This window comes from Streptomyces sp. NPDC050264, assembly GCF_040655895.1.
Classification (GTDB): domain Bacteria; phylum Actinomycetota; class Actinomycetes; order Streptomycetales; family Streptomycetaceae; genus Streptomyces.
On the sequence record NZ_JBFAKV010000022.1, the window covers coordinates 68,126 to 88,777 of the forward strand.

Consider the following 20,652-nt stretch of genomic DNA (forward strand, 5'->3'; position numbering starts at 1 on the left):
GGTTCTGGCACACATTCCGTGAGGACGATCACCGGGGTGCTGCCGCGGTGACGTACCGTCACCTGGAGCCGTGGTGCAGTGTGATGACCTCGTAGCGGTGCTGTTTCCGCACTTCAAAACGGTTCTGGTGGAGCGGGTGTTCACGGAGCGCGGTGTGGTGCACATCGTTGTGAGAACCCTCGATGGCGCTGCCCCGTGCCCGGACTGTGAACTTCCGTCGAATCGTGTGCACAGCTGCTACGAGCGTCGCCCGGCCGATAGTCCGATCGGCGATCAGCCGGTGTTGATCCAGCTGACCGTGCGGCGCTTGTACTGCGGCAACGGCCTGTGCGGACGGCGTACGTTCGTCGAGCAGGTCGCGGGGCTGACCTTCCGGTACGGGTACGGGAGACGGACGCCTGCTTCGCGCCGGGTTCTGGAGGCCCTGGCCGTCGCGCTCGCAGGCCGCGCTGGCGCCCGGCCGGCCGTAACACTGCACAGTGCGGTCAGCCGGACGGCGCGGCTGCGGTTGCTGATGGCCCTTCCTGATCCCGACTGGGAAGCGCCCAAGATGCTCGGGGCCGATGATTTCGCCACCCGCCGTGGGCAGCACTACGCGGCCGTGCTCATCGACTGCGAGACCCGCAAACCGCTCGCCCTGCTGCCAGGACGGGACGCGGGGACGCTGGCCACATGGCTGCGTGAGCATCCTGGGATCGAGGTGATCTGCCGGGATGTGCCGGCTCCTACGCTGAGGGCGCCCGCGTTGGGGCTCCACAGGCTGTCCAGGTCGCTGACCGCTTTCACCTGTGGCAAAACCTTGGCACCGTGGTGGAACAACGCGTGCGCCGGCACACCGTCCGCCTGCGGCCACCCGGCTCCGGCCTGGGTGAACTGCCGGATATTGCACCGCCGTCGGCAAGGGAGATGTCGCCGATCGAAGCCCGTATCCGTGAACGTCACGCCATCGTCCACGCGCTCCTCCACCTGGACCCTGGCGAGGATCAAGACACTGATCGGGCGCCGGTTTCACAAGTGCCTCGCGCTGTCGAGCATCATGGAGATGCTCCGCAGTCATGGGTTCAGCCATCAGGTCCCGGCGCGGCGCACTGCGGAGCGCGATGAGGAGAAGGTCACCGGCTGGGTGAAGGACACGTGGCCGCAGGTGGAAGCGCCGCGGCGGCACTCGGGGCCTTCATCGTCTTTGGGGACGAGGCCAAATTCTCGATGACGCCGCCCACCTCCCGCACCTGGGCCCGACGCGGGCACACCCCGGCGATCCGGGTGAGGGGACGCTCCCAGCGCCGCTTCTCCATCGCCGCCCTGACCTGCTACAAACCCGGCGAGCGTTCCCGGCTGATCTTCAGACCCAAACGGCACGCGGACCACAAACGTGGCGGCCGGCGCAGCTTCACCTGGACCGACTACCGCGACCTCCTCATCGCCGCCCACCGGCAACTCGATGCCCCACTCGTGCTCATCTGGGACGACCTGAACGTGCACCTGGACGCTCGACTCCGCGCCTTCATCGCCGCCCAGGAATGGATCACTTCCTTTCAACTTCCGCCCTACGCACCCGACCTCAACCCGGTCGAAGGCATCTGGTCACTGGCTCGGCGCGCGGGCCAGAACAACATTGACTTCACCGACCCGGACCACCTGATGCACGTCCTACGACGAACCCTCCGCGAGCTCCAATATCGCAACGACGTCATCGACAGATGCCTCGCCGCAACCGGACTCACCCTGACGACACCACACCCGAAAGCTCAATAACTCCGCCTCGTCCGCCCCCTCGTACGGGATCTACGCCGACATGACTTCCCGCAGGTCAGTGACCTTGCCGCCGAGGTTGAGCGAGGTCTTCTGGCGCTCGGCCCGCCAGGCCGACAAGGTCGGCTCCATCAACGCCCAGCGGGTATCGGAGAGATCGCTCAAGTACGGCAGGCGCGGCTGCGAAGAGGGCATGGGGATACTCATGCACGAGACCCACGCCCGGGCATATCGCTCGATCGAGCGAGGCAAAAGCCGCTTTCAGTAGGTTCTTCGAACCGGACAGGAGCTATCGGTTGGAACCGGGGTGAAACGCAGGGTCACACCTGCCGAAGCTGCGGCCGCAAACCGCCTGTTCTGCCTGTATGCGGCCAATCCCGGCACAGCGGAAATATCTCAAAGCATCATATAGACGACACGAACGTCCTCTGAGAGCCGCCCGACGCGACTACGGTGAGCCGCAACAGGCCCCGTAACGGGCAAAACGTCTCTATTCGATAGGCGCGCCGTCATGACCCTGAGCATCCGCAACCAACTGCCCGGCACCGTCACCGCCATCACGTCCGGCGAGGTGATGGCGACGGTCAAGGTCCGTCTCGACGGCGGCCGGCACCTCACGGCCGCCATCACCCGGGAGTCCGTCAAGGACCTCGGCCTCGCCGAAGGATCCCCGGTCCGCGCCCTGGTCAAGTCCACCGAAGTGGCGCTCGCCACCGGCCGCGTCGAGGGCCTGTCCATCCGCAACCAGCTGCCCGGCACCGTCACCGACGTGACCACCGGCGGCGCCATGGCCACCGTCAAGATCTCCGTCGACGGCGGCGAACTGACCGCCGCCGTCACCAAGGACGCGGTCGCCGACCTCGACCTGAGCGCAGGCTCCTCCGTCGTCGCCCTCATGAAGTCGACCGAGGTGTCGCTGGCCACCGCCTGACGGGCCGCCGCGTGACCCGCGGGGCGATCGGAGAGGATGACACCAAGAAGATCGTCCGGGCCCTGCGGGTCCCGCGCCCTGGAAGGAACGACGAGATCATGCGCGTCCTCGTGACCCCTGCCCCGACGGAGGCCCTCGGATGACCGGCGGCGAACCCCCCGTCCTCGTACGCAGGGAAGGGCGGGCCGCCCACCTCGTCCTCAATCGGCCCCGCGCCCTGAACGCCCTCAACCACGACATGGTGCTCCGCGTCGACCGGGCACTGTCCGCGTGGGAACACGACGACACCGTGGAGACCGTCGTCATCACCGGCGCCGGGGAGCGCGGGCTGTGCGCGGGCGGCGACATCCGCGCCGTGCACGACGACGCGCGGGACGGCGACGGCACGGCCTCCGCCGGCTTCTGGCGCGACGAGTACCACCTCAACGCCCGTATCGCCCGCTACCCCAAGCCCTACGTCGCCGTCATGGACGGCATCGTGATGGGCGGCGGCGTGGGCATCTCGGCGCACGGCGACGTCCGCGTCGTCACCGAACGTTCTCGGGTCGCCATGCCGGAGACCGGCATCGGCTTCGTCCCCGACGTCGGCGGGACCCATCTGCTCCCGCGCGCCCCCGGCGAACTGGGCACCCGTCTCGCGCTGACCGGGGAGCACATCGGCGCCGGTGACGCGCTGCTGTGCGGACTCGCCGACCACTACGTCCCGTCGGCGGCACTGCCCGCCCTGCTGGCCGAACTGGCGACACGGCCGGTACAGGACGCGCTCGCCCACCACGCGCTCCCCGCGCCACAGGGGGAGCTGGAGGCGGGGCGGGAGTGGACCGACGCGTGCTTCGCCGCCGACACCGTCGAGGAGATCCTCGCCCGGCTCCTCGACCACGGGGACCCGGCGGCCAAGGAAACGGCCGAAACACTGCTCGGCAAGTCGCCCACCGCCGTCAAGGTCACGCTGGAAGCGGTGCGCCGGGCCCGGGAACTCGGCTCCCTGGAAAGGGTGCTGGACCAGGAGTACCGCGTCTCCTGCGCGGCGATGGGCAATCCGGACTTCGTCGAGGGGGTCCGCGCCCAGGTCATCGACAAGGACCGCAGGCCCCGCTGGTCGCCGCGGACCCTCGCCGAGGTCACCGCCGCTGATGTGGAACGCCATTTCACGCCGCTCGGCGAGCGCGAACTGGGCCTGGGCGGTGGCCTGTTGTAGCCCCACGCGCGCCGCGGGCGAGATCACGCCGGTCCGCGCTGTCTTGGCCATGCACGCGACACGCGGTACCTTCGGTGCGTATCGACGACGGCACGACGGAAGCCGGTGAGAATCCGGGACGGTCGCGCCACTGTGAGCGAGCGGTCACAAGACCGTTCGTGAGTCAGACCCGTGGCTGTCGTCCTGTGCACCACCGAGATGGGACGCGAACTCCCGAGGAGGCCCTGCCATGGCGCAGCATGTCGCCCAGCCGACTGCCACCACCCCTGAAGTGCCCGCAACACTGCCGTTGAAGGCGATCGCCCCCTGGGCCGCCTTCTTCGGCGTCCTGATGCTGGTCCTGCTCTACTTCGTCGGCGCCGAACAGGGCGCCACGTCCGTGTTCAGCGGCGCCGAAGTCCATGAGTGGGTGCACGACGCCCGCCACCTGCTCGGTTTCCCCTGCCACTGACCAGAGGGACACCGCGCAGCTCATGAACTCGACAACCGTACGCAATCTGCTTGTTCGGGGCATGCTCGCAGGCCTGGCCGCCGGTGTGCTCGCCCTGGTCATCGCCTACTGGCTCGGTGAGCCGAACGTCGACAAGGCGATCGGCTTCGAGGAGTCGGCCCACGCCGGGCACTCCCACGGTGACGAGGCCGAACTCGTCTCGCGGAGCCTGCAGTCCACGGCCGGACTCGCCACCGGCGTCCTCGTCTACGGGGTCGCCTTCGGCGGTATCGCCGCACTCGCCTACTGCTTCGCCCTGGGCCGGGTGGGCCGTTTCGGCCCGCGCGCCACGGCGCTCCTGCTGTCGGTGTGCGCGCTGCTCGCCGTGTACGTCGTCCCGTTCCTGAAGTACCCGGCCAACCCGCCCGCCGTCGGCAACCCCGACACCATCGGCAAGCGGACCACCCTGTACTTCCTGATGATGGTGCTCAGCGTGCTTCTCGCGATCGCCGCGACGATCCTGGGCAAGCGGCTCGCGCCTCGCATCGGCAATTGGTACGCGACCGTCGTGGCGATGCTCGGCTTCGCCGTCGTGATCGGACTTGCGTACCAGTTCCTGCCCGTGATCAACGACGTGCCGGAGCACTTCCCGGCCGCTCTGCTGTGGCGCTTCAGGCTCTCCGCTCTCGCCATACAGATCGTGATGTGGGGCGGATTCGGCCTGCTCTTCGGCGAGTTGGCCGAGCGGCTGCTGCGCCCGAAGGCCGCCACCGTGCCCAGCCGGGCGGTGCCGGCCGGTCGGTGATCCGGCCCGTCGCACGAGAGGGTCCGCGGAGTTGTCCGGGGGCCTTCTCGCGTTGACGCCCGACGTGAACGCGCCACTGAACGCGCCGCTCAGGACGTGACCGACCGCAGCGGGAGCGCGGTCGGCTACGCCGGGCCCGGACCCCGCCCGCGCCGCGCCGCGCTCCAACTGGCGTACCGGCGCCGCAATCGTCAGGCCCCGCCCAGCGCGTGGCCGAGAGCCACATTCCATCGGCCCAGCCGTCCGCTGAGTTCCGTGACCGTCAGCGGTGCCACGTCGAGTCGCCAGAACGCCGAGGGGGGCGCCCCCGTGGCATGGACGACAGCGGCCCGCACCACATCCGGCTCCACCACCGCGATCAGGCGCCCCGAACCCGGTTCCACGCCGCCCAGCCACCGTGCGACCCGCGCACACACCTGCGCCACCGACTCCCCGCCGGGCGCCGCGGCGTCGGGTTCGGTGAGCCAGCGGCCCAGGGTTTCGGGGTCCGCCGCGCCCACCTCGTCCAGGGTCCTGCCGCGCCAGCGCCCGGCGTCGATACCCGCAAGTCCGGGGCGGGCCGATGCGGCCGCGAGGCCCAGCGCGTCGGCGGTCTCCCGGCAGCGCGCGCTGGGCGACACCAGCACGCGGGTGGCCGCCGGAAGCGAACCGGCCGCCGCGCGGGCCCGCGCGGCCCCCGCGGGGTCGAGCGGGCCGTCGTCGTCGAAGGCGGCCCGGCGCTGAGCCACGCTCAGGGCGGGCGTCACGAAGAGGACACGGCTGGTCTGGTTCACAGGAATCGAGGGTAGCGACCGGAGCCGTCGACACGCACGGGGAGCCGGCCGGCGCGCACCGCGCGACCAGGGCGGGAGCGCTCTCCCAAAGGTCAACCGCGGTCCGGTGAAACGCACTTGATGATGCTTCAGGGCGGCACCGAGGCGGATGTATCCGGCCCCGCCCCCGGAAACAGTGCGTTCACTTTCTCTTGACACTGTCACGTCAGAGCGAGAACACTCCCCGGCGAGAGAGCGCTCTCTCACGTTCCGCGCACGACATGTTCCACGGGCGGCGGCCACCCCTCGCGTCGCCGCCCACCCCCCCACCACACGTCGTACCGACATGGCAGGAGGTCTCCATGGCACGGAGATCGAAACTCGTCTCAGGGCTGCTCATATCCGGCGCACTCGTACTGACCACGCTGGGCGTGGGCGGGGTGGCCCTCACCGCGGGCGCCGCCGAGGCCCCCGTACAGCAGGCGTCCTCGTCCGCCTCCGCGCACCAGGGCCACACGATGGCCGCGTCCACCGTGCCCGCCGCGGAGGATGCGGACGGTGACGGCTACATCCCCGCGAACCCGCCGGTCACGGGCGTCGAACCGTCCACGAAGGAGCCGCCGCGCGCCTACTTCCACGAGTTCCAGGCGCATTGTTCCGTCACCCACACCAAGCCCGACGACCCCATCGTCTACCCGGGCCAGGCCGGCAAGTCCCACGACCACACGTTCATGGGCAACACCACGACCGACGCGAACAGCACCACGGACTCGCTCGCCAGCGGCTCCACCAAGTGCCTCGCACCCGGTGACAAGTCCGGCTACTGGATGCCCACCATGCTCAACGGCGACAAGCCGGTGCTCCCGGTGGGCGAGCAGACCATCTACTACAAGGCCGGCGTCACCGACTACACCAGCGTGCGGCCCTTCCCCAAGGGGCTGCGGTTCGTCGTCGGCAGTCCGATGCAGACCGCGCAGGAGTTCCGCAACCACCCCGGCTTCGTCGAGGGCTGGGAGTGCGGTGACAGCTTCTTCAACGTCGACTTCCCCAAGGACTGCCCCACGACGCCGTCCACCCAGGTCAACATCCGCTTCCAGGCCCCGAGTTGCTGGGACGGAAAGTACCTGGACACGCCCGACCACAAGAGCCACATGGCCTATCCGGTGGTGAAGAACGGCACGAACGACAACGTCTGCCCGGCGGATCACCCCGTCGCGCTGCCGATGATCGAGTTCAAGATGGCGTTCCCCGTCAACGGTGACCTGTCGAAACTGCGGCTGTCCAGCGGCCCGAGCTACTCGTTCCACTACGACTTCTTCAACGCCTGGGACGACCGGACGCTGAAGGCGATGGTGGACCACTGCGTCGTCGGCGGCCTGCAGTGCGACCCGCGTGGCTACGACCAGAACCACCCCGAGAAGGGCGCGGTCCTCAACGACCACTACGAGCTGCCCTGACCCCCGCAGGCCCCCGCAAGGAAGTACCGGGGCGGCGGTCGCCCCGACCGGCCGCCGCCCCACCACCTCCCCGTTGCTCCCCCTCTGCTTCTCCCTCTCTGCTTCTCTCACCGACCCCCACCGGAGGCACCCGCATGCGCAGGACCCGCACCGTCAACCGGAGATCGCACCGCCTCGCCACCCCCGTCGCCGCCGGCTTCCTCGCGGCCGGCTTCCTCGCCCTGCCCGCCCAGCAGGCGCAGGCCGCCGGTGACGTGGTCAAGGTGACCGGCTCCCAGGGCAACTGGCAGCTCCAGGTCAACGGTTCGCCGTACCAGGTCAAGGGTCTGACCTGGGGGCCCGCCGTCGCCGACGCCGGAAAGTACCTCCCCGACCTCAAGTCCATGGGCGTCAACACCATCCGCACCTGGGGCACCGACGCCACCAGCAAGCCGCTGTTCGACTCCGCCGCCGCGAACGGCGTCAAGGTCATCGCGGGCTTCTGGCTCCAGCCCGGCGGCGGGCCAGGCAGCGGCGGCTGCGTGAACTACCTGACGGACACCGCGTACAAGAACCAGATGCTCGACGAATTCCCCAAGTGGGCCGCCACGTACAAGGACAACCCGGGTGTCCTGATGTGGAACGTCGGCAACGAATCCGTTCTCGGCCTGCAGAACTGCTACAGCGGCGACGAACTGGAGAAGCAGCGCGACGCCTACACCACCTTCGTCAACGACATCACCAAGAAGATCCACAGCGTCGACCCGAACCACCCGGTCACCTCCACCGACGCCTGGGTCGGCGCCTGGCCCTACTACAAGAAGAACGCGCCGGATCTCGACCTGTACGCCGTCAACTCCTACAACGCGGTGTGCGACGTCAAGTCCGCCTGGCAGCAAGGGGGTTACACCAAGCCCTACATCGTCACGGAGACCGGGCCCGCGGGGGAGTGGGAAGTGCCCGACGACGCCAACGGCGTACCCCAGGAGCCCACCGACCAGGCCAAGGCCGCGGGGTACACCAAGGCCTGGGACTGCATCACCGGGCACAAGGGCGTCGCCCTGGGCGCCACCATGTTCCACTACGGCACCGAGTACGACTTCGGCGGCATCTGGTTCAACCTGCTGCCCGCCGGCGAGAAGCGGCTCTCGTACTACGCCGTGAAGAAGGCCTACGGAGCGGACACCTCGCGGGGCAACACCCCGCCGGTCATCTCGCAGATGGACATCGAGGGCGGCGCGTCGAACGTGCCCGCGGGACGCGACCTCATCGTCTCCGCCAAGGCGACCGACCCGAACGGAGACCCGCTCTCCTACCAGGTGCTGAGCAACAGCAACTACATCGACCAGAGCAAGCAGCTCGTGCCGATGCAGGCCACCGACCTGGGCTCGGGGCGCCTGAAAGTGACCGCCCCCGACAAGCCTGGCGTCTGGAAGATCTACGTCAAGGTCACCGACGGCAAGGGCAACGTCGGCGTCGAGACCCGTTCGGTGCGCGTCGTGCCGCCGCCGGTCAGCGGGACGAACATCGCCCTGGGCAAGGCGGCCACCGCCTCCTCGCAGCAGACCACCGACTACGGCGACTGCCCGTGCACCGCGCCGCAGGCAGTCGACGGCAAGAACGACACGCGCTGGGCCAGTGACTGGAGCGACCCGCAGTGGCTCCAGGTCGACCTGGGTTCCCGCCAGTCGTTCAAGCATGTCCAGCTCAACTGGGAGACCTCGTACGCGAAGGCGTACACCATCCAGACCTCGGACGACGGGCAGAACTGGACGACCGTCCGCCAGGTCACCGACGGCAACGGCGGCGTCGACGACTTCGACGTGACCGGCACCGGCCGCTATGTCCGCGTCAACGGCACCGCCCGCGGCACCGGATACGGCTACTCCCTCTACGAGTTCGGCGTCTACAACTGACCGGGAGCCGGTAGGAAGAGAACGGAACAGCACCGCGAGAGAGCGCTCTACAGCGTCCCTGGGTCGTGTGTGTTGTCGGTCTGTGTTCTGGGTTCCGTGTTCCGGGTTCGAAGGGTGGGGCTATGGCCGACGAGGAGTCGGACCGGCTGGTCGACAAGCTGGGTCCAGGGCAGAAGGTACGGCTGCTCACGGGCGGGACCACCTGGCGCACCCGCGCCGAACCCGCCGTGGGCCTGGGCGAGGTGGTGACCTCGGACGGGCCCGCGGGGGTACGGGGCGAGGCCTGGGACGAGCGCGTCACCTCGGTACTGCTGCCGTCCTCGTCGGCGCTCGCGGCGTCCTGGGACGAGCAACTCGTCGCGGAACTGGGCGGGTTGCTCGCCGACGAGGCGCGCCGCAAGGGCGTGCACGTCGTACTGGCCCCGAACCTGAACCTGCACCGGTCGCCCCTGGCCGGCCGTCACTTCGAGTGCTTCTCCGAGGACCCCTGGCTCGTGGGCCGGATCGGCGCGGCCCTGATCCGCGGACTGCAGGGCGGGGGAGTCGCCGCCACGGCCAAGCACCTCGTGGCCAACGACTCCGAGACCGGCCGCCTGACCGTGGACGTGCGGGTCGACGAACGCACCCTGCGCGAGGTCTTCCTCGCCCCCTTCGAAGCGGCCGTCGACGCCGGCGTCTGGGCGGTGATGGCCGGGTACAACCGCGTCAACGGAACGACGATGAGCGCCAGTTCACTGCTCGCCCGGCCCTTGAAGGACGAGTGGGGATTCGACGGCGTGGTGATCTCCGACTGGGGAGCCCTGCGCACGGCGGTGGACACGGCGAACGCGGCCCTCGATCTCGCGATGCCGGGACCGGGCGGCCCGTGGGACGACCTGCTCGCCGACGCCGTGGCCGCCGGGCACGTACCGGAAGCCGCGATCGACGACAAGGTCCGCCGACTGCTCCTGCTGGCCCGGCGCGTCGGCGCCCTGGACGGGTTCCCTGCCCTGCCACGGCGTACGCCGCCACACCCCACCCGTACGCGGCAGTTGCTGCGCCGTGCCGTCACGGCCGGGGCGGTTCTGCTGGAGAACGACGGCGTACTCCCTTTGCGCGAGGACGATTTGAGCACCGTCGCGGTCATCGGGGCCCATGCCGTGGCGCCACGCGTGCAGGGCGGCGGCAGCGCCGGAGTCTTCCCCGAGCGGGTCGTCCCGCCGCTGGACGGCATCCGGGAGCGACTGCGCGGCCGGGCCCGCGTCGTCCATGCCGCGGGCCCGGACCTCGGGGCCCCGCCCGCACCGCTGAGCCCCCGGAACTGCGCCGATCCGCGGTCCGGCGCGCCCGGCGTGCTGCTGCGCATGCTGGACGCGGAAGGCAACGAGCTCTACGGCGAACACCGGCGCTCGGGCCGGCTGCTCGAACCGGAGCTCACCGACGGCGCCCACACCGTGGAGATCAGCGCCCTGCTGACACCGGAGAGAGGAGGGCAATGGGCGTTCTCCGTCGGCGGGTTCGGCCGGATGTCGCTGACCGTGGACGGCCACCCACTGATCGACGGCACGTTCCCCCGCCGCACCGACGACCCGGCCGTCGTCCACGTGAACCCACCCGGCGCCACGGCCCACCACCTCCTCACCGAGGGAACCCCCGTCCTCGTCGTGGCACGCCGTGAACTCGCCCCCGACACCGGTCGCGCCACCGTCCTGACCGCTGCTCCCCCCGCCCTCCCCGCCGACGCGGCGATCGCCGAGGCCGTCGCCGTGGCCCGCGAGGCCGACGCGGCGGTCGTCGTCGTCGGCACCACCGACGGAAGCGAATCGGAAGGACACGACCGCACCACTCTCGCCCTGCCCGGGCACCAGGACGACCTCGTGCGCGCCGTCGCGGCGGTCAACTCCCGTACGGTCGTGGTGGTCAACTCGGGAGGGCCCGTCGAACTGCCCTGGCGCGACGCCGTCGACGCGGTCCTGCTCACCTGGCTGCCGGGCCAGGAAGCCGGTGGCGCCCTCGCCGGAATCCTGTTCGGCGACACCGAACCCGGCGGCCGTCTCCCCACGACCTGGGCCGCACGCCTCGACGACGCCCCCGTCACCACCACCCGCCCCGTCGACGGCGTGCTCACGTACGACGAGGGGCTTCATGTCGGACACCGGGCCTGGCTGCGCACCGGACGAACGCCCGCCTACTGGTTCGGGCACGGCCTGGGCTACACGACCTGGCGGTACGAGAGCGTCGCCGTGTCCGAAGTCGCCGCGCAGGACGGCGGGTTCACCGTCTCGGCGCAGGTGCGGAACACAGGTGGCAGAAGTGGGCGCGAGGTCGTCCAGGTGTATCTGTCCCGGCCGGACTCGGACGTGGAACGCCCCGTGCGCTGGCTCGCCGGGTACGCGGCCGTGCACGCGGCACCCGGCGAAACAGCGCGGGCCACCGTCACCGTCCCTCTCCGTGCACTGCGGCACTGGAACGTCCAGGAACGCGCGTGGGCCGGAGAGCCGGGCCGCTTCCTCGTGCACGTGGGACGCTCCGCGGGAGACCTTCCGCTCACCGCACACGTACAAGTACGGGACGGGGCGGGCGACAAGAGAGCGCTCTATGCGCGGTGAGGCGGCGCGATTAAGCTGCGTGCATGCAACGACAGTCCTTGACGCTGGAGGACGTCGCCCGTGAGGCGGGGGTCTCGCGGGCGACCGTGTCCCGGGTGATCAACGAGGTCCCCAGCGTGGACCCCGCCATCCGCGAGACGGTGCGCGCCGCGATCAGGCGCACCGGCTACACCCCCAACAGGGCGGCGCGTTCCCTGGTCACCCGGCGTGCGGAGACCATCGCCCTGGTGGTGTCCGGCGCGGGCGAGGAGGACGAGAGCGCCCGGAACGCGTTCGCGGCGCGGGTCTTCGCCGACCCGTTCTTCGGCCGCATCGTCAGCGGTGTCGTCGCCTTCCTCAGGACACGGTCCATGCACCCCGTCCTGATGTTCGCCGAGTCCGGGACGGCCCGGGACGAGGTGATGGGGTACCTGCGCGAGGGCAGGGCGGACGGCGCGCTGGTCGTCTCCACGCACGCGGAGGACCCGCTGCCGCCGCTGCTCGCCCGGGAGGGGCTGCCCGCCGTGTGTTTCGCGCGGCCCGCGCTGCCCGCTCCCATCAGTTACGTGGACCTGGCGCACGGCGAGGGCGGCCGGATGGCCGCGCAGCACCTCCTGGACCGCGGCCGCCGCCGCGTGGCGACGGTGACGGGGCCCCTGGACCTGCCGGCCGGACAGCAGCGCCTCGCCGGGTTCCGGGAGGCGATGGAGCGGGCGGGGCTGCCCTATGTGCCCATCGCGGAGGGCGGGTTCACGCTCGGCAGCGGCGCCGCCGCGATGGCCAGACTGCTGGACGACCACCCCCGTCTGGACGGCGTGTTCGCGGCCAACGACCTGATGGCGCAAGGCGCCTGCCAGGTGCTGCGGGAGCGGGGCCGGCGCATCCCGGAGGATGTCGCGGTGGTCGGGTTCGACGACTCCAGCGTCGCGATCACGTGCACTCCGCCGCTGACGACCGTACGGCAGCCGGTCGAGGAGATGGCCAGGGCCATGGCCCGCATCCTTCAGGAACACATCGAGGGCGAGCGCACGGAGCCGACGTCCCTGATCTTCGAACCAGAACTGGTGGTCCGCGCGTCCACCTGAGGGCCTCTTCGCCGAACTGGGCTCAACGGCCGCCTGACGAGCGTCGGTTGAGTACCGCGACGAGAGCGAGAAGCACGAGGAGCAGCCCGGCGAACCAGGTCATCGCGGCGGTGGCGGTGAGCGACAGGGTGGCCACGCCGATGCCGACCGCCGGGACGCTCAGCCCCAGGTAGGCGATGAGGAACAGGCTCGCGAGCGCCTCGCCGCGGCGCGCCGGCGCGGCCATCGCCACGACGCTGCCCACCGCCGCCTTGAACAGCAGGCCCGCGCCGATGCCCGCCACGACGCCGCCGGCCAGGAACGCGGCGAGACCGGCGGTGTGCATGCCGACGACGAGCGTCAGGAAACCGGCGCCCTCGGCGACCAGGCCCGCTGTCATCTTGGCCCGGGGCAGCCGGTGGGCCAGCGTCTGGGCGAGGGCCGCGCCGCCGAACACGGCGGCGACGATGCCGCCGGCCAGGGCGCGGGAGGGATGGCCGAGCGTGTGCCCGACGAAGCCGGCGGCGATCGATGTGAAGAGACCGAACACGGCGAACGAGGAGAAGGCGGCGGCAGCGGCGGCGATGTACCCGGCGCGGTCCCCGTGGTCGGCGCTCACCCGCTGCGGCCGGTACTTCGGCCGGACCCGCTGCTGGGGGACCGTCTCGGGGGCGAGTACGAGCGCGGCCATGACCGCCACGAGCAGCACCGCGAAGACGACGTAGGGCAGGCGGAGCGGTGCCCCCACGTACTGGGCGAGGAACCCGGCGACCAGCGGGCCGAGGCCGAGGCCGCCGATGTTGGCCGCGGTGGAGACCATCTCGAAGCGCTGCGCCGAGGCGCCGGGCCGGTGCGCGGCGTGCAGTTCGTGCAGGTGCGCCGTGGCCGTCGCGGTCAGCATGCCGACGCCGAGACCGGTGACGAAGCGGGCCACGAGCAGCATGGGCAGCGCCGGGGTCGTCAGGAAGAGCACGGCCGCGACGAGCTCCAGTGCGAGCGCCGCCACGAGGATCTTGCGGCGCCCCACCCAGTCCGACACGTGCCCGGCCAGCACGAGACTGACCATCACGCCCACCGCGTAGACGGCGAAGACCACGGTGACCATGAACGTCGAGAAGCCGTCCCGGACCTCGTACAGCGGATACAGCGGCGTCGGCACGGTAGAGAACGCCATGGCTGTCAGGAACGCCACGGCGACGGCCCAGAAACCCGTGCCGTGGCGGGCGGAGCCGGTACCCACGGCGGCGCCGACCGGCGACGGGCCGTCCGGCGTGGAGGGCCGGACGGGCAAGGGTGTCTGCGTGGTCATGGCTCAGCTCCGATCGAGGATCCGGTGTCCGGACGCTGCCCATCCTGCGTCCGCCCGGCGATCGCGTCCAACGAATCTTCCAGCTGGCAACCATCTGTTTCGGAGATAGCTGTGCGATAGTCGGGGCGTGGAGCTCCGACATCTCGAATACTTCGTCGCCGTCGCCGAAGAGCAGAACTTCACGCGCGCGGCGGCCCGGCTGCACATCGTGCAGTCCGCGGTCTCCGCCGCGGTGAAGGCCCTGGAGCGGGAGCTGGACGCGCGCCTGCTGGACCGCAACTCCAAGCGCGTGCTGCTCACCGATGCGGGCCGGGCCCTCCTGCCCAAGGCGCGGATCGCCCTGGACGCGGCCCGGGAAGCCGCCGACGCCGTCGCCGAGGTGCGCGGCGGACTGCGCGGCACATTGCGCCTCGGCACGCTGACCTCGATCCGGCTGATCGACCTGCCCGCCCTGCTCGGCGAGTTCCACCGCCGTCACCCCGGTGTGCAACTGCAGATCAGCGTCGCGCCCACCGGTTCGCGGGGGCATATCGAAGGGCTCACCGAACGCCGTCTCGACCTGGCCTTCGTGTCACTGCCGGGACCGCGCCCCGCCGGTATCGAACTGCTGCCACTGACCGGCTCGACGCTGGACCTGGTCGTGCCGCACGACCATCCGTTCGCCGGACGCACCGACGTGGAGATCGGTGAACTGGCCGGGCTGCGCTTCATCGACTGCCCGGTCGGCTACGGGAACCGCGCCGTCGCCGACCGTGCCTTCACCACGGCGCGTGTGCCGCGCCACGTCACCATCGAGATCACCGACATCGCCACCAGCGCGGACTATGTGCGCGCGGGCCTCGGCATCGCCCTGCTGCCGCGCTTCCTCACCGGCACCGCGCACGGGCTCGCCGTGATCCCGGTGACCGGCGCCGACCTGCACTGGCCGCTGTCCCTTGCGGCCCCGGCCGACCGTGCGCGGAGCGCTGCGGCCCGCGCCCTGACCGACCTGCTGCGGGAGTTCGTGCCCCCTGCCGGCTGACGCCGCCGCCGGGCGTTCCTCACCGCGCGTCGCGGGCCACCTTCCGCGCCCACAGCACCAGCGGCACCTGCAGCGGCAGCCGGGCCAGCGCGGCGCGGCGCAGCGGGGCCGGGCGGTCGCGCCAGTCGACGGCCATCTGCACGTTGCCGGGCAGGACGGCGACGAAGAACGCGGCCGCGGCCGTCGCCGACCGCTCCCGCGTGCGCGGCAGGGCGACCCCGGCCGCCAGCGCCAGTTCCACCGCGGCGCTCGCGTAGGTCCAGGTGCGCGGCGCGCCCGGCAGCACGCGCGGCACCATCGAGTCGAAGGGCTTCGGTACCAGGAGATGAGCGACCCCGGCCCCGGCCAGGAGTCCGGCGAGGAGCTGGGGCGAACGTGCGCGGCGCAAGGGGCCTCCCGAGTAGCGGTGCGGTTACGGCTGCCGCGCGAGCCTACTGACTGGTAAGTAAGCATGTCGAGGCCGGGCCTGCCCCGGGTCTGTGCACGGCGGCCCGGCTCCGCTACGGGAGCCGCGACCACCTGCGAGGATTCGCTCCATGAAGATGGCTTCCCCGCTGCCGCAGTCCGCCGTCCCCCGGCTCGTCGTGGCGGTGGTGCTGGGGGCCCTGATCGGCGCCGTCGTGGGGGCCACGACCGATGCCCCGCTCGGCTGGCTCGTCGGCATCGCCGTGACGGAACTCGCCTTCGTGGTGTCGGGCTGGCTGGTGCTGTGGCCGATGGGCGCCGACGCCACGCACGACAACGCGCACCGCGAGGACTTCCGCCCCCTCACCGAGGAACTCGTGGTCGTCGCCGCGGCCCTGTGCGGCCTGGTCGCCATCGTGCTGCTGCTCCTGCGCGGCAGCTCCGACACCGGCCACGTCGCCGCGGCGACCGCGCTGTGCGGAGTGTTCCTGGCCTGGGCCGCGCTGCACCTCATGTACGCCACCCGCTATGCCTACGTGTACTACGCGTCCGGCGGCGGGATCGACTTCAACGGCGAACAGCCGCCCGCCTACCGGGACTTCCTCTACTTCAGCTACAACCTCGGCATGACGTACCAGGTGTCCGACACCAGTGTGTCCAGCCCGACGATCCGCGCGATCGTGCTGCGGCACACCCTGCTGTCCTACGCCTTCGGCACCAGCATCCTCGCCACCACCATCAACCTCGTCGCCGGCCTGGTGACCGGCTGACCCGCCGGTCAGACCCTGCGGTAGCGGGCGAGCGCGAACGAGAACAGGCCGAACAGCAGGAGACCGAAGGCGATCAGCGCCAGCAGCCACGGCCCGGCAGGAGTGTCCGCGAAAGCCCGCAGGGTGCCGTCCACCCCCTTGGCCTTGCCGGGGTCGTACTTCGCGGCGGCGATCACCACGAAGAGGCCCGCGCCCGCGTAGATCAGCCCCCGTGCGACACCACCGCTGATGCCCAGCACGTCGATGCCCCGGCGCAGGTGCCGCGACATCTGCGCCTTCTTGAGGTGCTTGTGGAACTTGCGCATCACCGCCCGCACTGCGACGCCGACGCCTATGCCGATCACCACCAGGCCGGCGACACCGACCAGCCAGCGCCCCGCCGGAAGGTCGAGCGCCCGTGCCGTGAAGTCCCGCGACTTGGCGTCGCTGCCCTCGCTCTTCTTGGCGGACGCCGCGAAGGACAGCACCGAGTACGCCATGAACCCGTAGAAGACGCAGCGCACGGCCGAGAACACCCGCTTCCCCGGCTTGTCGCCGCCGGGTCCGGACGAGCCGAACAAGGCCTCGCTGAGCCGCCACAGTGCCATGCCCACCAGGCCGATCCCGACAGCCCACACCAGCACCTTGCCGAACGGCTGCTGGGCCAGTTCGCGGACGGCCCCGCTGCTGTCGGCCTCCTCGCCCCCGCCGCCGAACGCGACACGCAGGGCCAGCAGCCCGATCAACAGGTAGAGCACCCCTCGCGCGGCCAGACCCCAGCGCGCGCCTGTGTCGACGACGGAACTGTTCGCCGCCTGACGGGCCTTGGCCCTGCCCCTGCCCTTGATTGCACTCACGCGCTCTCCCTCTCCCCTTCGCGCCCGTGGTTCGGCGCAGGGACGACAAGTGCCCCGGCTCGGGCGTGACATGCGGCGACGCGCGGCACGTACGGGTCGGCGAGCGGCGTCCACGCGGCCGCCCGGCTGCTCGGCGACCGGGCCTCGGCCGCACTTTGAACTCATCGATGACAAAGTATGGACGAGTTGAGCAGAAGTCCCTTAGCGTGACGGCGCAACCGTAGGAACCCTGTCCGTCCGCGCACCCGCGGATCCCTATGACGACAGGCTCTCAGTTCGATCGGAGTGCAATCCGGCGGCCTCCGGTCCCGTCCTGGAGGACCGATGCATCCACGGCTGTTCCCCCGCGCCCGAAGACGCCTCACCACCCTGCTCGTCGGTGGCTTTCTCGCCGGAGGCGTCTGGGTCGCGCCCCCGTCCGTCGCCGCCGCCGACGACATCCCGCCGCAGGAACCGGGTGTCACCCTGCGCGTCTTCGACACCCAGGTGCCGCTCAACAAGCTGTGCACGCTCAAGCCCGGCCAGACCCCCAACCACGACAAGCTGATGCAGACCGTGGACTGGTCCACGGTCGAGGACTTCGGCGGATTCGCCGACAACTTCACGGCCCAGGCCTCCGGTTACCTGGTCGTCCCGAGCGATGGGACGTACTCCTTCCGCCTCACCAGCGACGACGGCTCACGGCTCACCATCGACGACCGCGAGGTCATCGACCACGACGGGCTGCACGGCGCCGAGCCCAAGGACGGAGCCGTCCAACTCGGCGCGGGCTCCCACCCGTTCCACGTCGACTACTTCGAGGCGACCGGCGGCCAGCAGCTCACCCTCGCCTGGAAACCGCCGGGCGCGAGCGACTTCAGTGTGGTGCCGCGCGAGGCGCTGAGCACCGACGCCGGGGTCGTCCGGGTCACCGCGCCGGGCCGCAAGGAATGCGAGGCGGGTACGGACAGCCCCGGCGACGGCCTGCCGCTGACCGGCGTCCGCCCCGACCTCGACCTCACCGACCTGCGGCCGGACGGCTTCGAACCGCAGGTCACCGGCATGGACTGGCTGCCTGACGGACGCCTCGCGCTCAGCACGTGGGGCGGCTCCGAGAACGTGGCCGGCGAGGTGTACCTCCTCGACCACGTCACCGGTGCCACCAGCCGCGACAAGGTGACCGTCAAGAAGATCGCGAGCGGCCTGCGCGAGCCGATGGGCATCAAGTACGTCGACGGTTCCCTGTACGTATCGCAGAAGCACGAACTCACCCAACTCGTCGACACCGACAAGGACTTCGTCACCGACGAGTACCGCACGATCGCCACCTGGCCGTACGGCGGCAAGTTCCACGAGTTCGCCTTCGGGCTCCTCTACCGTGACGGCTACTTCTACGTGAACCTGTCGGTCGCCATCGACTACGGCGGGGCGACCACCACCCCGCAGCCGGCGCCGGGCCGCGGAACCACGTACAAGGTCAGCAGGAAGACGGGGAAGATCCACGCCGTCGCGGGCGGCCTGCGCACGCCGAACGGGATCGGCTGGGGCCCGGACGACTCCATCTTCACCACCGACAACCAGGGCGGCTGGCTGCCCGCGTCGAAGCTCGTCCAGATCAGACAGGACCGCTTCTTCAACCACTACACCGAGCCGTCGGGCCCGTTCGACGACCAGCCCGTCACCCAGCCGGTGCTCTGGCTGCCGCAGAACGAGATCGCCAACTCACCCAGCACACCGCTGTACTTGACCAAGGGACAGTTCGCGGGCCAGATGCTCTTCGGTGACGTCACCTACGGCGGACTCCAGCGCGGATACCTGGAGAAGGTGAAGGGCCAGTACCAGGGCGCCGTGTTCCGCTACACCCAAGGGCTCGAAGCCGGCGTCAACCGCATCACCATGGGCCCCGACGGAGCGATCTACACCGGCGGCCTCGGCGCCGACGGCAACTGGGGGCAGGAAGGCAAGCTGCGGTTCGGCCTGCAGAAGCTGACGCCGAACGGTGGCAACACCTTCGACATCAAGGAGATGCGCGCGGTCCCCGGCGGCTTCGACCTCACATACACGCAGCCGGTGTCGCAGGACACCGCCGACAAGCTGGCCGAGCGCTACACGGCCGAACAGTGGCGCTACACCCCGACCGGCGACTACGGCGGACCGAAGATCGCCGAGGAGCGGCTCGCCGTGCGCTCGGCGACCCTCGCCGACAACGGCCGCACGGTGCGGCTGCGGCTCGACGGCCTCAAGCCGGGCCGCGTCGTGCACGTCCGCTCGCCGCGCCCCTTCGCCGCCACGTCCGGCGAGACCCTGTGGAGCACGGAAGCCTGGTACACCCTCAACGAACTGCCCGGCAAGCAGCCGCCGGCCGCCACGCTGTACGAGGCCGAAGAGGCCCGGCTGACCGGTACGGCCGGCGTCCACACCGACCACACCGGTTACTCGGGCAGTGGTTTCGTCGACCGCTACAGCACCGAGGGCAAGGCCGCCACCACCTTCGACGTGACGGTCCCCAGGGCCGGCGACTACGACGTGAACCTGCGCTACTCCAACGGCCCCAACCCGTACGAGGGCACCAAGTCCCTTTCCCTGTACGCCAACGGGACGAAACTGAGACAGACCTCGCTCGCCTCGACCGGCACCTGGGACACGTGGTCGACGAAGACCGAACGGGTCCGGCTGCGCGCCGGGAAGAACACCGTCGCCTACCGCTTCGACACCGGCGACGCGGGCCACGTCAACCTCGACCTGATCACCGTGCGCCCGCACGGCGCCCCGGTCCCCCTCTTCGACGGCACCGCCGGATCCCAGGCCCAGTGGCAGCATCCGGACGGGCGGAGTGCCCAATGGCCGCTCGCCGCCGAACAGTCGATGGAGGTGTGCTGCGGCGACCTGCGGACCAAGGACGCCTACCAGGACTTCACGCTGCACGCCGAGTTCCGCGTGCCGTTGCTGCCGGACGACGTGACCGGCCAGGACCGCGGCAACAGCGGCATCTACCTCCAGGACCGCTACGAGCTCCAGATCCTCGACTCGTACGGCGACACGACCCTCGACACGAACGAGGCCGGGGCGATCTACCTGAAGAAGGCGCCGGACGTCAACGCGTCGCGGGCGCCGGAGACATGGCAGTCGTACGACATCACGTTCCGCGCGGCGCGCTTCGACGACAGCGGCGAGAAGACCGCCGACGCGCGGGTCACCGTGGTGTGGAACGGCAAGAAGGTCCACGACGACGTCGCGATCGACGGCCCGACCGGCGCGGGCGCGCCGGAGGGGCCGTCGGCCGGGGCGATCCGGCTCCAGGACCACGGCAACAAGGTGCGCTTCCGGAACATCCGGGTGACGCCGCTCGCGTGAGCCGTACCGGACCACCGACGCGTACCTGAGCGAGGCAGGCGCGCACACGTCCCCGTGTGCGCGCCTTTTCGTGACTTCGGTCACCGGCACGTCGCCGGGGTGTGGAGCCCGCGCCCCGGCCTGTCAT

The 20,652-nt window shown here is 70.6% G+C and carries 17 protein-coding genes, 1 pseudogene and 1 riboswitch; of the genes and pseudogenes, 13 read left to right on the top strand and 5 right to left on the bottom strand.

Translation table 11 applies throughout. The annotated features are described in order from the left end of the window. The first annotated feature begins 97 nt into the window (after positions 1 to 97). Together AB0J02_RS31955 and AB0J02_RS31960 are read left to right on the top strand one after the other, a co-directional pair. Complete coding sequence (locus tag AB0J02_RS31955; protein WP_363197306.1) at positions 98 to 1,210, top strand: winged helix-turn-helix domain-containing protein; 1,113 nt, start codon at positions 98 to 100, stop codon at positions 1,208 to 1,210. Then, positions 1,207 to 1,755: a transposase gene (locus AB0J02_RS31960; RefSeq protein ID WP_363197307.1), complete on the top strand. Its 549-nt coding sequence runs from the start codon at positions 1,207 to 1,209 to the stop codon at positions 1,753 to 1,755. The genes AB0J02_RS31955 and AB0J02_RS31960 overlap by 4 nt, the downstream gene beginning before the upstream one ends. A gap of 33 nt (positions 1,756 to 1,788) precedes the next feature. On the opposite strand, the pseudogene AB0J02_RS31965 reads toward AB0J02_RS31960, so the two are convergent. Next, positions 1,789 to 1,947 (bottom strand): annotated as a pseudogene (locus AB0J02_RS31965) (IS5/IS1182 family transposase); the annotation flags it as partial. A 316-nt stretch (positions 1,948 to 2,263) separates the two neighbouring features. On the opposite strand from AB0J02_RS31965, the gene AB0J02_RS31970 reads away from it, so the two are divergent. The 4 genes from AB0J02_RS31970 to AB0J02_RS31985 all read left to right on the top strand — a co-directional run bounded on the left by AB0J02_RS31970 (position 2,264) and on the right by AB0J02_RS31985 (position 5,116). Beyond that, a complete protein-coding gene (locus AB0J02_RS31970; RefSeq protein WP_363197308.1) occupies positions 2,264 to 2,683 on the top strand; it encodes a TOBE domain-containing protein in 420 nt (139 codons plus the stop codon). A 139-nt stretch (positions 2,684 to 2,822) separates the two neighbouring features. Next, positions 2,823 to 3,881, top strand: coding sequence for an enoyl-CoA hydratase/isomerase family protein (locus AB0J02_RS31975; RefSeq protein WP_363197309.1), 1,059 nt, complete (start codon positions 2,823 to 2,825; stop codon positions 3,879 to 3,881). A 50-nt stretch (positions 3,882 to 3,931) separates the two neighbouring features. Next, positions 3,932 to 4,075: riboswitch (cobalamin riboswitch) on the top strand. Between the two features lie 35 nt (positions 4,076 to 4,110). Next, positions 4,111 to 4,332: a CbtB-domain containing protein gene (locus tag AB0J02_RS31980; protein ID WP_363197310.1), complete on the top strand. Its 222-nt coding sequence runs from the start codon at positions 4,111 to 4,113 to the stop codon at positions 4,330 to 4,332. Between the two features lie 22 nt (positions 4,333 to 4,354). After that, positions 4,355 to 5,116 carry a CbtA family protein gene (locus tag AB0J02_RS31985; protein ID WP_363197311.1) on the top strand — a complete coding sequence of 254 codons (762 nt, stop codon included), beginning with the start codon at positions 4,355 to 4,357 and terminating at the stop codon, positions 5,114 to 5,116. A 191-nt stretch (positions 5,117 to 5,307) separates the two neighbouring features. Here AB0J02_RS31985 and AB0J02_RS31990 read toward each other — a convergent pair whose 3' ends face one another. Further along, positions 5,308 to 5,889 carry a histidine phosphatase family protein gene (locus tag AB0J02_RS31990; RefSeq protein ID WP_363197312.1) on the bottom strand — a complete coding sequence of 194 codons (582 nt, stop codon included), beginning with the start codon at positions 5,887 to 5,889 and terminating at the stop codon, positions 5,308 to 5,310. Positions 5,890 to 6,230: 341 nt separating this feature from the next. Between AB0J02_RS31990 and AB0J02_RS31995 the strand changes: the two genes are divergently transcribed. The 4 genes from AB0J02_RS31995 (at position 6,231) to AB0J02_RS32010 (ending at position 12,872) form a co-directional block, all read left to right on the top strand. Then, entirely contained in the window at positions 6,231 to 7,325 is a 1,095-nt protein-coding gene (locus AB0J02_RS31995) for a DUF1996 domain-containing protein (protein WP_363197313.1), read from the top strand. A gap of 134 nt (positions 7,326 to 7,459) precedes the next feature. After that, complete coding sequence (locus AB0J02_RS32000; RefSeq protein ID WP_363197314.1) at positions 7,460 to 9,220, top strand: discoidin domain-containing protein; 1,761 nt, start codon at positions 7,460 to 7,462, stop codon at positions 9,218 to 9,220. Positions 9,221 to 9,342: 122 nt separating this feature from the next. Beyond that, on the top strand, positions 9,343 to 11,808 hold the full coding sequence (locus tag AB0J02_RS32005) for a glycoside hydrolase family 3 C-terminal domain-containing protein (RefSeq protein WP_363197315.1): 2,466 nt from the start codon (positions 9,343 to 9,345) through the stop codon (positions 11,806 to 11,808). A 23-nt stretch (positions 11,809 to 11,831) separates the two neighbouring features. Then, the gene (locus AB0J02_RS32010) at positions 11,832 to 12,872 is read left to right on the top strand and encodes a LacI family DNA-binding transcriptional regulator (RefSeq protein WP_363197316.1); all 1,041 of its coding nucleotides are present in this window, start codon (positions 11,832 to 11,834) and stop codon (positions 12,870 to 12,872) included. Between the two features lie 22 nt (positions 12,873 to 12,894). Here AB0J02_RS32010 and AB0J02_RS32015 read toward each other — a convergent pair whose 3' ends face one another. Beyond that, the gene (locus AB0J02_RS32015; protein WP_363197317.1) at positions 12,895 to 14,160 is read right to left on the bottom strand and encodes an MFS transporter; all 1,266 of its coding nucleotides are present in this window, start codon (positions 14,158 to 14,160) and stop codon (positions 12,895 to 12,897) included. Between the two features lie 127 nt (positions 14,161 to 14,287). On the opposite strand from AB0J02_RS32015, the gene AB0J02_RS32020 reads away from it, so the two are divergent. Then, positions 14,288 to 15,181 carry a LysR family transcriptional regulator gene (locus AB0J02_RS32020; protein WP_363197318.1) on the top strand — a complete coding sequence of 298 codons (894 nt, stop codon included), beginning with the start codon at positions 14,288 to 14,290 and terminating at the stop codon, positions 15,179 to 15,181. Positions 15,182 to 15,200: 19 nt separating this feature from the next. Here AB0J02_RS32020 and AB0J02_RS32025 read toward each other — a convergent pair whose 3' ends face one another. After that, positions 15,201 to 15,569: a hypothetical protein gene (locus AB0J02_RS32025; protein WP_363197319.1), complete on the bottom strand. Its 369-nt coding sequence runs from the start codon at positions 15,567 to 15,569 to the stop codon at positions 15,201 to 15,203. A gap of 154 nt (positions 15,570 to 15,723) precedes the next feature. Here AB0J02_RS32025 and AB0J02_RS32030 point away from each other — a divergent pair, with 154 nt between their 5' ends. Beyond that, positions 15,724 to 16,356 carry a DUF1345 domain-containing protein gene (locus AB0J02_RS32030; RefSeq protein WP_363197404.1) on the top strand — a complete coding sequence of 211 codons (633 nt, stop codon included), beginning with the start codon at positions 15,724 to 15,726 and terminating at the stop codon, positions 16,354 to 16,356. A gap of 8 nt (positions 16,357 to 16,364) precedes the next feature. On the opposite strand, the gene AB0J02_RS32035 is transcribed toward AB0J02_RS32030, so the two are convergent. Then, entirely contained in the window at positions 16,365 to 17,192 is an 828-nt protein-coding gene (locus tag AB0J02_RS32035) for a DUF1206 domain-containing protein (protein WP_363197320.1), read from the bottom strand. Between the two features lie 324 nt (positions 17,193 to 17,516). Between AB0J02_RS32035 and AB0J02_RS32040 the strand changes: the two genes are divergently transcribed. Continuing rightward, positions 17,517 to 20,525 (top strand): family 16 glycoside hydrolase, encoded by a 3,009-nt coding sequence (locus AB0J02_RS32040; RefSeq protein ID WP_363197321.1) that lies wholly within the window; start codon positions 17,517 to 17,519, stop codon positions 20,523 to 20,525. Positions 20,526 to 20,652: the final 127 nt, after the last annotated feature.

Bases quoted from the DNA above. Each gene is read 5' to 3' on its own strand.
- AB0J02_RS31960 (WP_363197307.1), top strand. From the start codon at position 1,207: ATGACGCCGCCCACCTCCCGCACCTGGGCCCGACGCGGGCACACCCCG.
- AB0J02_RS31970 (WP_363197308.1), top strand. From the start codon at position 2,264: ATGACCCTGAGCATCCGCAACCAACTGCCCGGCACCGTCACCGCCATC.
- AB0J02_RS31975 (WP_363197309.1), top strand. From the start codon at position 2,823: ATGACCGGCGGCGAACCCCCCGTCCTCGTACGCAGGGAAGGGCGGGCC.
- AB0J02_RS31980 (WP_363197310.1), top strand. From the start codon at position 4,111: ATGGCGCAGCATGTCGCCCAGCCGACTGCCACCACCCCTGAAGTGCCC.
- AB0J02_RS31985 (WP_363197311.1), top strand. From the start codon at position 4,355: ATGAACTCGACAACCGTACGCAATCTGCTTGTTCGGGGCATGCTCGCA.
- AB0J02_RS31995 (WP_363197313.1), top strand. From the start codon at position 6,231: ATGGCACGGAGATCGAAACTCGTCTCAGGGCTGCTCATATCCGGCGCA.
- AB0J02_RS32000 (WP_363197314.1), top strand. From the start codon at position 7,460: ATGCGCAGGACCCGCACCGTCAACCGGAGATCGCACCGCCTCGCCACC.
- AB0J02_RS32005 (WP_363197315.1), top strand. From the start codon at position 9,343: ATGGCCGACGAGGAGTCGGACCGGCTGGTCGACAAGCTGGGTCCAGGG.
- AB0J02_RS32010 (WP_363197316.1), top strand. From the start codon at position 11,832: ATGCAACGACAGTCCTTGACGCTGGAGGACGTCGCCCGTGAGGCGGGG.
- AB0J02_RS32015 (WP_363197317.1), bottom strand. From the start codon at position 14,160: ATGACCACGCAGACACCCTTGCCCGTCCGGCCCTCCACGCCGGACGGC.
- AB0J02_RS32030 (WP_363197404.1), top strand. From the start codon at position 15,724: ATGGCTTCCCCGCTGCCGCAGTCCGCCGTCCCCCGGCTCGTCGTGGCG.
- AB0J02_RS32040 (WP_363197321.1), top strand. From the start codon at position 17,517: ATGCATCCACGGCTGTTCCCCCGCGCCCGAAGACGCCTCACCACCCTG.